The 10,988-nt window shown below is 58.6% G+C and carries 11 protein-coding genes, 1 tRNA gene, 2 rRNA genes and 1 pseudogene (1 of these 15 running past the window's edge); 2 read left to right on the top strand and 13 right to left on the bottom strand.

What is annotated here, in order from left to right; translation table 11 throughout:
• Positions 1–91: 91 nt before the first annotated feature.
• The 10 genes and pseudogenes from clpX to V8V93_RS10520 form a co-directional block, all read right to left on the bottom strand.
• The gene (gene clpX / locus V8V93_RS10565; RefSeq protein WP_338666634.1) at positions 92–1,348 is read right to left on the bottom strand and encodes an ATP-dependent Clp protease ATP-binding subunit ClpX; all 1,257 of its coding nucleotides are present in this window, start codon (positions 1,346–1,348) and stop codon (positions 92–94) included.
• A gap of 5 nt (positions 1,349–1,353) precedes the next feature.
• On the bottom strand, positions 1,354–1,962 hold the full coding sequence (clpP, locus tag V8V93_RS10560; protein WP_338666633.1) for an ATP-dependent Clp endopeptidase proteolytic subunit ClpP: 609 nt from the start codon (positions 1,960–1,962) through the stop codon (positions 1,354–1,356).
• A gap of 269 nt (positions 1,963–2,231) precedes the next feature.
• Positions 2,232–3,728: a trigger factor gene (tig, locus tag V8V93_RS10555; protein ID WP_338666632.1), complete on the bottom strand. Its 1,497-nt coding sequence runs from the start codon at positions 3,726–3,728 to the stop codon at positions 2,232–2,234.
• Positions 3,729–3,779: 51 nt separating this feature from the next.
• Positions 3,780–3,864, bottom strand: a tRNA-Leu gene (locus V8V93_RS10550).
• Between the two features lie 71 nt (positions 3,865–3,935).
• Positions 3,936–5,315 (bottom strand): bifunctional hydroxymethylpyrimidine kinase/phosphomethylpyrimidine kinase, encoded by a 1,380-nt coding sequence (thiD, locus tag V8V93_RS10545; RefSeq protein WP_338666631.1) that lies wholly within the window; start codon positions 5,313–5,315, stop codon positions 3,936–3,938.
• Positions 5,316–5,433: 118 nt separating this feature from the next.
• On the bottom strand, positions 5,434–5,862 hold the full coding sequence (locus tag V8V93_RS10540) for a hypothetical protein (RefSeq protein WP_071547183.1): 429 nt from the start codon (positions 5,860–5,862) through the stop codon (positions 5,434–5,436).
• Between the two features lie 125 nt (positions 5,863–5,987).
• Positions 5,988–6,572, bottom strand: coding sequence for a hypothetical protein (locus V8V93_RS10535; RefSeq protein ID WP_338670230.1), 585 nt, complete (start codon positions 6,570–6,572; stop codon positions 5,988–5,990).
• 165 nt (positions 6,573–6,737) lie between these two features.
• Positions 6,738–6,830: pseudogene (locus tag V8V93_RS10530) on the bottom strand (MerR family transcriptional regulator); the annotation flags it as partial.
• A 238-nt stretch (positions 6,831–7,068) separates the two neighbouring features.
• Positions 7,069–7,218: a hypothetical protein gene (locus tag V8V93_RS10525; RefSeq protein WP_338666630.1), complete on the bottom strand. Its 150-nt coding sequence runs from the start codon at positions 7,216–7,218 to the stop codon at positions 7,069–7,071.
• A complete protein-coding gene (locus V8V93_RS10520) occupies positions 7,215–7,571 on the bottom strand; it encodes a hypothetical protein (RefSeq protein ID WP_338666629.1) in 357 nt (118 codons plus the stop codon). Before V8V93_RS10520 ends, V8V93_RS10525 begins: the two co-directional genes overlap by 4 nt.
• Positions 7,572–7,816: 245 nt before the next feature.
• On the opposite strand from V8V93_RS10520, the gene V8V93_RS10515 reads away from it, so the two are divergent.
• Complete coding sequence (locus V8V93_RS10515) at positions 7,817–8,209, top strand: MucR family transcriptional regulator (RefSeq protein WP_338666628.1); 393 nt, start codon at positions 7,817–7,819, stop codon at positions 8,207–8,209.
• Positions 8,210–8,251: 42 nt separating this feature from the next.
• Here the strand turns inward: V8V93_RS10515 and V8V93_RS10510 are convergent, their stop codons facing one another.
• Positions 8,252–8,887, bottom strand: coding sequence for a TetR/AcrR family transcriptional regulator (locus tag V8V93_RS10510; protein WP_338666627.1), 636 nt, complete (start codon positions 8,885–8,887; stop codon positions 8,252–8,254).
• A 110-nt stretch (positions 8,888–8,997) separates the two neighbouring features.
• On the opposite strand from V8V93_RS10510, the gene V8V93_RS10505 reads away from it, so the two are divergent.
• Positions 8,998–9,447 carry a hypothetical protein gene (locus tag V8V93_RS10505; protein ID WP_338666626.1) on the top strand — a complete coding sequence of 150 codons (450 nt, stop codon included), beginning with the start codon at positions 8,998–9,000 and terminating at the stop codon, positions 9,445–9,447.
• A 90-nt stretch (positions 9,448–9,537) separates the two neighbouring features.
• On the opposite strand, the gene rrf is transcribed toward V8V93_RS10505, so the two are convergent.
• Both rrf and V8V93_RS10495 read right to left on the bottom strand, forming a co-directional pair.
• Positions 9,538–9,652 (bottom strand): 5S ribosomal RNA (rrf, locus tag V8V93_RS10500).
• A gap of 66 nt (positions 9,653–9,718) precedes the next feature.
• Positions 9,719–10,988, bottom strand: a 23S ribosomal RNA gene (locus tag V8V93_RS10495); it runs 1,665 nt beyond the window's last position.

Below are 10,988 nucleotides of genomic sequence, written 5' to 3'. Positions count from 1 at the left end.
TAAAATAAGGCGGTTCCCTCATGCGGAGGGGATGGACGCCGCCGATGCACAACAAGTAAGGCCCGCGGGCGGAATGTCAATGAGAACTTCCCTATGCGGATTTTACTTCCTGGTGGTACATCAGCAGCGGATCCATGTCCTTGTCGACCACGGCGGCGTTGATCACGCATTCACGCACGTCGGGCATGGCCGGAAGCTTGTACATGATCTCAAGCATGGTGTTTTCCAGCACGTTGCGCAGTCCGCGCGCGCCGGTCTTGCGCTCGATAGCCTTCTTGGCGATGGCCCGCAACGCGTTCTCGGTGAAGGTCAGCTCCACCTTGTCCAGCTCGAACAGCTTGCGGTATTGCTTGATGAGCGCGTTCTTGGGCTCGGTCAGGATGCGCACCAGATCGTCCTCGGTCAGCTCTTCCAGGGCGGTCTGCACCGGGATGCGGCCGACGAATTCGGGGATCAGGCCGAACTTGATCAGGTCCATGGGCTCGGCCAGGCCGAACAGCTCGCCCAGGTCCATTTCCTTCTTGGCCTCGACCTTGGCGCCGAAGCCCATGCCGGACCCCTGCTTGCGCTGCTGCACGATCTTGTCCAGTCCGATGAAGGCGCCCCCCAGGATGAACAGGATGTTCGAGGTGTCCATGCGGATGAACTCCTGCTGGGGGTGCTTGCGCCCGCCCTTGGGCGGGATGTTGGCCTCGGTGCCCTCGATGATCTTGAGCAGGGCCTGCTGCACGCCCTCGCCGGACACGTCGCGGGTGATGGACGGCGAATCGCCCTTGCGCGCGACCTTGTCGATCTCGTCGATGTAGATAATGCCGCGCGAGGCCGCGTCGATGTCGTAGTCTGCGTTCTGGAGCAGTTGCACCAGGATGTTCTCGACATCCTCGCCCACGTAGCCCGCCTCGGTCAGGGTAGTGGCGTCCGCAATGGCGAACGGCACCTTGAGCACCCGGGCCAGGGTCTGGGCCAGGAGCGTCTTGCCCGAGCCGGTGGGGCCGATGAGCAGGATATTGGACTTGTCGATCTCGACGTCGTCCGCGCCCGCGTTGGCGGCGGCGTAAAAGACGCGCTTGTAGTGGTTGTGCACGGCCACGGACAGGATCTTCTTGGCCTGCTCCTGGCCGATGACGTACTGGTCCAGCAGCTCCTTGATCTCCTGCGGAGGGAGCAGGCGGCCGTCCTCGAATTCCTCGCTGATGGTCTCCTGGGCCATGATGTCGTTGCACAGGGCAACGCATTCATCGCAGATGTATACGTCCGGCCCGGCTATGAGCCGTTGCACTTCCGCCTGGGTCTTGCTGCAGAACGAGCAGCACAGGTCGGATGAATTGTTCTTCTTGTCGGTCGTCATGGCGATTAACCCTTGATGCTTTCGTCCACGTCCGCCCTCGACGTCATGACCTTGTCGATGAGTCCGTACTCGAGAGCTTCCTCGGACGACATGAAATAGTCGCGGTCCGTGTCCGCGGTGATCTTGTCTATGGACTGGCCCGTGTGGTGGGACATGATCCCGTTGAGCTCGTCCTTCATGCGCAGGATTTCCCTGGCATGGATGGAGATGTCCGACGCCTGGCCCTGTGCGCCCCCCAGCGGCTGGTGGATCAGGATACGGCTGTGCGGCAAGGCGTAGCGCATGCCCTTCTCGCCCGCGCAAAGCAGCAGGGAGGCCATGCTGGCGGCCTGGCCGAGGCACAGGGTGGCCACCGGCGCGGAGATGTACTGCATGGTGTCGTAAATGGCCATGCCGGAGGTGACCACACCGCCCGGCGAGTTGATGTACATGTAGATTTCCTTTTCCGGGTCCTCGGACTCCAGGAACAGGAGCTGGGCGCAGATCAGGCTGGCCACGTGATCGTCGATGGCGGTGCCGAGCAGAATGATCCGGTCCTTGAGGAGCCGGGAATAGATGTCGTACGCGCGCTCCGTACGACCGGTTGTTTCGATGACCATCGGAATGGCGACCATGTATGTCTCCTTGAAGGCTCTTGGGCGGTTTATCGGATGTCCGGAGGGAAAACGTGAGCCCTCATGCACCCTTGATCGGGCGAACAGCGCCCGTATCCACTCAGTTTTACGTCATTCAGTATGAGATATTTCCCCTGTAAGGACAAGGGGAAACTTACCCCGCTACCGGAACCAAATAGGCATCCCGGAGGCAAGGTCAAGTGCGGCCGCAAAAAAACGGCGGCCCGGAAGCTCCCGGACCGCCGCTTGTCTTGAAACGATGCTGAGAACTAGGCCTGTTCGACCTCGTACTTGTCGGCGCGCTCCTGGAGCTTGGCCAGGGAGTAGCCCTTGGCCGTGGACTCCTTGATGCCCAGGTTGGCCACGGCCCACTCGACGGCCTCGGCCTTGTCCTGGAACTGGATTCCGCCGGACTTCGCCTCGCCGGCGGCCTCGGCTTTCTCGGCCGGGGCCTTCTTGGCGGCCTCGCCCGCGGTGGGCGACGCGATCAGCTTGACCTCGGCGGCGTCATAGATCAACTCGGAGGCCTTGTCGCACAGCAGACGGTCCTTGAGAGGCACGATGAGGTTGTTGTCCTCATAGTACTTCTTCAGCTCGTGCAAGGGCTGGCGGGACTGCATGGCCAACTGGGACAGGGTGGCCTCGATCTCCTCGGGAGAGATCTCCAGCCCTTCCTCGGCGGCCACGGCCAGCAGGAAGATCTCGGACTTGACCGAGGCCTCGGCCTCGGCGCGGAAGCCCTCGCGCAGTTCCTCGGGGGTCTTGCCCAGGGACTGGAAGCCCTTGCCCTGGCGATCCAGACGGTACTCCAGATCCTTGAGCAGGCGGTCGATGCGATCCTCGACCATGGCCGGAGGCAGCGGGAAATCCTCGATGCTGCCGATGATGGAATTCAGCAGCTCATTCTGGGCCGCAGACTTGTTCATCTGCTTGCGCTGGGAGGCGTAGGACTCGCGGATGCCGGTACGCATGGTCTCGACGTCCTTGAACCCGGCCTTCTGGGCCACGGTGTCGGTCATCTCGGGCTTGATGCGCTCCTTGACCGCGTGCAGCTTGGCCTTCATGGTCACGGTCTGGCCGGCCAGATTCTCGTTGATGAAGTCGGCCGGGAAGGTGATGTCGGTCTCGCCGGATTCGCCGGAGGTCAGGGTCTTGATCATGGCCTCGAACTCGGGCAGGGCCTGGTTCTGGCCCAGGACCAGGTCGAAGTTCTCGGCCTGGATGCCCTCGACGATCTGGCCGTCGCGGTAGGCGCCGAAGCTCACGGAGGCGACCTCGCCGTCCTTGGGCGGGCGGACATCCTCGATGACCTTGACCTCGGCATTGTTTTCGAGGATGCGTCCCTCGACCTCGGCGATCTCGTCGTCGGTCACGGTGACGTCCACTTCCTCGATCTTCAGCCCCTTGTACTCGGGCAGGTCGAGCTTGGGCGCGACCTCGAACTCGATGGCGTACTTGAAGTCCTCGTCACGGACCAGTTCCTCGGCGTCCACGTCGATGCGGGACATGGGCTGCATGGACAGGCCGCTCATGATCTCGTTGATCTGGTAGTTGATCAGGTCGGTGGTCGCTTCGCCGTAGACCTGCTTGTGAAACTTGGACTCGATGATCGAGGACGGCACCTTGCCCTTGCGGAAGCCCTTGACGTCGGCCTGCATGCGATACAGGGCGATGGTGGCGGAGAGAGCCGCATTGACCTCTTCTGCGGGGACCTCAACGGTGATCTTGCGTTTCACCGGGGAGAGTTCTTCAACATTGTATTCCATGAGACGTATCCTCCTCAAACGCCTGGGCAGGCGCGTAAATATGGCATTTTGTGGTGCGGGCGGAGGGACTCGAACCCCCAAACCGTGAGGTACCAGATCCTAAATCTGGCGCGTTTACCAATTCCGCCACGCCCGCAAAAAGAACGTGCTGTTTAAGCAAGCTCTCGCGCATATGTCAACCTATAGGGGCCTCGCGAAGGCGGAAATCTACACTTCTCCGGGGTTTTCCGTCAATTCGTCGGCGATCCCGCGCAGGAAGACGAGCAATTCGGCCATGTCCGTGGCCATCAGGTACACAACGGATTCCCGGCCCAGTCCGCCGGGATCGCCCAGGACGCGGACCCTTTCCGCGTCCGGGAGCGCCTTGAGAGCATCCAGGCCGCCCCACTCCTCGAAGGCGCCGCTCGCGCCGTTGACGTAGTCCGGCCGCCCGTCCCAATCCATCCAGGCCGTTCCCATATCCAGGGCCTTGAGCGCCCCGAGCAGTGCCCCGCCGCCGCTCAAGGTCATGGCGCAATGTATCTCGGGGCGCACACGCCGGGCGGACAGCAGCAGGGATGCCGCGCGCACCGAAGCCCCGAACTCGGGGTATCCGACCACATCCACCCGGCCCCGGACCGTGGTGATGAACCCGCCCGAAAACCCGGCCACGTCCTGGAGGCAGTCGGCGAAGGGCACGGCCACGGCCACGTTGGCCCGGCCGCCCGGCAGCATGTCCCTCAGTCCCGGCCTGGCGGCCAGCCGCCGGCCCAGGTCGTCCACCGAGGCCAGCACGTCGGCCCTGGCCCGCTCCTTGATCCACGGCGCGAGATGGTTGGGCGGTCCGCCCCCTTCCCCGAGCCGGTACCCGGCGCGCAGGGCCATGTTCAGATACTCCTGGCCGCGCAGGATGGCCGCGCCCAGGTCCAACCCCTTGGCCAGTCCGGTGGCGATGGCCGAGGACAGGGTGCAGCCCGTGCCGTGGGTGCAGTCCGTGTCGACTCGCCGCTGCATGAACGGGATCGGGTCCGCTCCGGGCTTCATGAACCAGTCGGTCACGGCCAGGGAGTCGGCGTGCCCCCCCTTGATGAGCACCGCTTTGGGCCCCATCTTGAGGAGCAGCTTCCCGGCCAGGAGGATGTCCTCCCGACTCTTGATCTCCATGCCGGTGAACAACTCGGCCTCGGGTATGTTCGGGGTCAACAGGTCGGCCAGGGGGAACATCCGGTCGACCACGGCCTCCACCGCGTCGTCCTGCAGCAGCTTGCCGCCGGATGTGGCCACGCAGACCGGGTCGACCACCAGCGGAAAGGTTTTCTTCTTCAGCAAGGCGGCTACGGCCTCAATGATCGGTGCGGAAAAGAGCATGCCGGTCTTGGCCGCGTCCACCGCTATGTCGTCGAGCACGGTTTTGAGCTGCAGGGCCACGAACTTGGCCGACGGGGCGTGGATGCCGGTCACGGCGGCGGTGTTTTGGGCGGTCAGGGCGGTGATCACGCTGGCACCGTATCCGCCGAGCATGGTGATGGTCTTGAGATCGGCCTGGATGCCCGCTCCGCCGCCGGAATCGGACCCGGCGATGGTCAGGACGCAAGGCAGTCTGTCCATTGTTCAACCTCCAATAAAAAAACGATCACCGGCAAAAAAACAACGATCGCCGGAGGGTGACAACACCTGCATCCGACAATCGCAGCAGAAAAAACGGGGACGGCCGCACGGCCGCCTATCAACCGCAGGACAACTTGACGTAATCTTCGACGGAGACGCCGTTCCAGGCCTTGCTGACCCAGTAGGCCGTGGCCCAGATCATCAGGGCGGTGGCCTGGAGGTCTGTCAGGCGACGCAGTTTCACTTCGAGGTTGCTCTTGCTCGCGCCATGCTGGATATGCACGCTGTGCTCGTCGCACGCCTCTTCCACCCGAAGCAGCAGGTACGCCTGCTTGGACTGGTTGGGAAGCAGCTTCACTTCCTTGTGGGATTCGAGGATGGTCTTGAGTTCGGCAACGGAAAAATCGCTCGACACGTTGCGGATGGATTTGAAAAAGACGTCAACGGCCCAGGGCAGGATGAACTCGGCTCCGGCACTCTTGGTCTTGAAATAGTCCTTGAGCCACTTTTCCTGATCATGGGTAATTCTTGCAGCGACCTGGGGCATACCGTCTCCTCCAAATGAACCGGCGAAACTTAGTACCTGATAGTATATTTGGCAGTAGCTATATAAAGGAAACGGCCGAATCAATCAAGAGTTTTTCTAGAAGAAGGTTAAAACAATTATGGCCGTTACCCGTTGAAAACAGTCTTCAATTGACGGAACAGAGTGAGCAGAAGCGCATCGGGCGCGTCATTGCCGTCGATGTTGAGGCGGATGATCTCCGTGACCGTATTCCGGCTGGGCGTGACCGTCTTCTTGGCCACCAGGACAATGTTCTGTTCACGACCGCCATCGGCGTCCTCGGTGCGCACCACGAGCACCCAATGGCCGTTCTGCCGCTTCCAGGAGGTCTCCACCGCCACGGCGGCCGACTCCTTGCGCTCAATGAGCTGGACAAAATCCTTGAGGGAAAAATGCTTGCCCTTGCCCTGCACGCCGAGAAACTCGCCGCCGGACGCGATGACCAGCGGGCTGGCCAGAAACTCGGCGGGCGGGAAGTCGATGCCGGAGCCGCCCCCATCCCCGGCCGACAGCCTGCGCTTGAGCGAGGCGAGTTCGTCCCGCAGCGCGCGGACGGTCTCCTCCTGCCTGACCGACTCGGCTTCAAGCCGGGCCGACTCGGCCTCGCGCTCTGCGCGCAGCGCGGCCACTTCATCCCGCAGGGAACGGATCTCGCTGCGAAACAGGGACTGGTTGTCCAGCGCGTCGGACATCCGCGACAGGACCCCTGCCAGATCCTGCATGGCGCTGGAAGAGATTGGCTGTTCAAACCCTTGATCACGCTGTTGATCATTCATTAACAATCCGAATTTCAACGCTAATTCTTGTTCAATTTGTTCAGTTGACCAATTGTCGTTGAACATCTTTCGAATCCTCCTGAAGATTTCCAAGACCTCGACGGGATACCGGGTCCGGCGTCCCTCGCCGCCCTCGGAGGGGATGAATCGTTCAAATTTATCCTTGTAATACACAACAGTAGAAGGCGGAATATCCAACCGCCTCCCCACTTCGCGCAAACTGATAAATTTTTTACTCACCCCGCCAGCCCCTGTTGATCATTAATCATTTAATTGAACATTATGAATGAAATCATGCTATGTCAACCAATTTTTGAACAATGTCGAACAGCACTGATCAATATAGTGAACAAAAAAAAGTGCGGCGCACACTGCGCCGCACCTCTGGCTGGACCGAATATGCGGCGAACCGCTACTTCTCAAGCTCGCTACGAACTTCCTTGAGGGACTGCAAAATGTTCTGCATCTTGTCGCGCAACGCCTGATCTTCAAGGGTGTTGCCGAGGTAGGCAGACTTCATGGCCATCTCGTTGACCATGTCCAACGCGAGCAGCCGCTTCATCTGGAGCGGAAGCCCTCCTCCATCTTGACCATACGCCCGTCAAGCTGGGAAACGTCTTGGCGCAGCGCCCCCAGGCTCTTCACCTCTTCGGTGAGTCCGGCGATATTCCTGTTCATGCCGAAAAAGAAGATGACCAGCAGAACGACCACGAGCAGGGAGACAATGACCGCAACCTTGCTCATATCCCGGCTGGTGGCGTTGGCGGCCGCTGCGGGGCCCGCTTGCTGACCGTTTGCGTCATTGTTCACTTTATCCGCCGGAACAGCCTCCAATTTATGGATTTTATTTCCATCAGAACCCATTTTAATCTCCATTGATTGTGCTTTACTCGTGGCAACCGCCTGAATGATCATGCATATACTTCACCCTGCAAGAGGAATCAAGGCCGGGTCGCATCCAAGGCCGAATCCCTTTCATAACCACCCCCGATCTCCTAGACACGCTATTCTTTGGTTCACTAATGTGTAATTTTCTTGACACACGACTCCGTATGTTGAATAGGATGTAGCTGCGGTGTAACTTTAGCATTATAACTTTGGACACGATACAGTTGCTTCAGCACTGTATTCCCGACAGTCCGAGTAACAAGGAGATTCCTATGGAAGATTACTTGCAAGAGGCATTGGAGATCGTGAAAGCCCAGGCAAGCGTACGAACCATGACCGAGGAAGAAATTACCTCCATGGTGCAGAAACTGGCCGCCGGCATCAAAGCCATTGCCGAGGGGGACGTGGTCGAGAGCGGTATCCCCGCCGCCGTCGACCCTCAGAAAGCCATCCGTGAAAAGTCAATCCTCTGCTGTGCCTGCGGCAAATCCTTCAAGGTGCTGACCAAGAAGCATCTGTCCACGCACGGCATGACTCCGGAAGAATACCGGGAGCAATATGGATACAAAAAGAAACTCCCCCTGGTCTGCAAGTCCCTGCAACGGGAACGCCGCAAGAAGATGAAGGAGATGAAACTCTGGACCAAACGCGGCAAGAAGGCGTAAGCGCGAAATCGAAAAGGCCCGGGATTGATTCCCGGGCCTTTTTCATTGCGTGAGCGTCCGTGCCAACATCAGATCCAGGGTGTCGTCGATCCGCTTCCACCCGGCTTCGGACTGGAGGTCCACCCCGCCCAGACTGCGGTGCATGCGGGAGCGGACGGCCAGGAAATTGACCGCCGAGGCCAGGATCATGACCAACGCGGTCAGGTCCACTTCCTCGGGCGGGTCGGCCTGCATCAACTCGAAGAATTCCAGGGCGGTCTTGACCCGGACCTCCTCCAGCGACCGGGTTAAGTCGTTGCGCACGACCCCTTCCCAGGCCAGGATCTCCAGGGTCTGCGGCCTGCGCAGGATGGCCCGCAGGTAGCGTCTGAAAAACTGGGACATGAGTTCATGCGGGGCCATACCCCGGATGCGATCCACGTCCTCGCCGAGCAATTCCTCGGCCGTGGGCCAGAACTCCACGGTCCGGCCGTATTCGGCCACAAGTCCTTCCAGTCCCTGATAATACCGGTAGATCAATTTCTTATCCACACCGGCTTCGCGGGCTACCATATTGACGCCAAGCCGTTGAAATCCGACCTCGGCGAGCACCTTGCCCACGGCCCGGACCAACTTCTGCTTGGTAATTTCCTTGTTCCGGATGGGTATGACCTTGGGAACGGCTTTCAAAATCGCCATAACCCCTCCTTAAGCTAAAATAATCCGGCTAAAACCAGTATCGCAAACACATCCATGCCCCGCAAGGATATTTCTCACCAATACGCCACACTTGGCCTTGACCAAGAAACATGTTCAAATTGACCAGACTTGCACGGCTTGAAAAGCATCAAGTCCTTCCTTCAAACACCGCTTGGCGACTATTCGACTATTACCAAAGAGAAAGGCACTCCATCATGATCAGGCGAGACGAATGGACCTTCACCGGAGCATCAGGCTCGGAATATCTCTTCACCCTTTACCCCAAAAGCGAGGGATTGCCGGAATCGGCAGGCGTTTTCATCCTCGCGTATACCCATCTTCGAGGCCACATGGGGGGCTGGCAGGCAACTCCTCTGCTCATCGCGCAAGGTGAGAACATGTCTTCGGCCCTGACTGCGGAAGCGGAACAGAAAGCCGTCAGGAGCTTCATCTGGAATAGCACTTACGTGCTCCTCGAACCCGACTCTTCCGTCAGGGAAGAATGCGTACGCGATCTGGAAATGCGCGGCCCCAAATACTTCGAGACCAAAAGCAACTGAATGCGAACGTGCAGCCACCCCTCTCCCGGCAACCCACTCCACAACGCAAAAAAGCCCTCAGTGAATGACTGAGGGCTTTTTTGAAATATTCCTTGGCGGCGACCTACTTTCCCACACGCTACCATGCAGTATCATCGGCGATGGAGGGCTTAACTACCGGGTTCGGAATGGGACCGGGTGTACCCCCTCCTCCTTGGCCACCAAGAAAATTTTGGCGAACCGGAGTTCGGAATATATTAGTAAATAGGGGAAGAGAGAATTCCTGTAATTGTTAAATAAGCCGCACGATCTATTAGTACTGGTCAGCTGAACAACTCACGTTGCTTACACCTCCAGCCTATCAACCTGGTGGTCTTCCAGGGATCTTTAGGGACTAATGTCCAGGGAGAACTTATCTTGAGGCTGGCTTCCCGCTTAGATGCTTTCAGCGGTTATCCGTTCCGAACTTAGCTGACCTGCAGTGCCACTGGCGTGACAACAGGAACACCATAGGTTCGTCCACCCCGGTCCTCTCGTACTAGGGCAGACCCTCTTCAATCTCTCCTACGCCCACGGAGGATAGGGACCAAACTGTCTCACGACGTTTTAAACCCAGCTCGCGTACCACTTTAAACGGCGAACAGCCGTACCCTTCGGACCTGCTTCAGCCCCAGGATGTGATGAGCCGACATCGAGGTGCCAAACCGCGTCGTCGATGTGAACTCTTGGACGCGATCAGCCTGTTATCCCGGCGTACCTTCTATCCTATGAGCGATGGCCCTTCCATTCGGAACCACCGGATCACTAAGACCAACTTTCGTTCCTGCTCGAGATGTCTCTCTCACAGTCAAGCTCCCTTATGCCTTTGCACTCAACGGCTGGTTTCCAATCAGCCTGAGGGAACCTTTGCAAGCCTCCGTTACTTTTTAGGAGGCGACCGCCCAGTCAAACTACCCACCAGACACTGTCTCCACACCGGATAACGGTTATGGATTAGATACCTAAGTAATAAAGGGTGGTATTTCAAGGTTGACTCCACGCACTCTGGCGAGCACGCTTCAAAGTCTCCCACCTATCCTACACATTATTAATCAAATACCAATGTCAAGCTGCAGTAAAGGTGCACAGGGTCTTTCCGTCCTTCCGCGGGTACCCGGCATTTTCACCGGGAATTCAATTTCACTGAGTCTCTGGTTGAGACAGCGGGAGATCGTTACGCCATTCGTGCAGGTCGGAACTTACCCGACAAGGAATTTCGCTACCTTAGGACCGTTATAGTTACGGCCGCCGTTTACTGGGGCTTCGATTTAGAGCTTCGACCGAAGTCTAACCCCACCTCTTAACCTTCCAGCACCGGGCAGGCGTCAGTCCCTATACATCGTCTTACGACTTAGCAGAGACCTATGTTTTTAGTAAACAGTCGCCCCCTCGATTCCTGCGTCTCAAATCCACTCACATAGTCAAATGGTCACGGATTCGAGCACCCTTATCGCGAACTTACGGGGTCATTTTGCCGAGTTCCTTAACCAGAGTTCTCTCAAGCGCCTTGGTCTGCTCGACCC

Source organism: Pseudodesulfovibrio sp. 5S69, assembly GCF_037094465.1.
Classification (GTDB): Bacteria; Desulfobacterota; Desulfovibrionia; order Desulfovibrionales; family Desulfovibrionaceae; genus Pseudodesulfovibrio; species Pseudodesulfovibrio methanolicus.
Note: the sequence above shows the minus strand (reverse complement) of the source record. Positions and strands in the feature narration are given on the sequence as shown.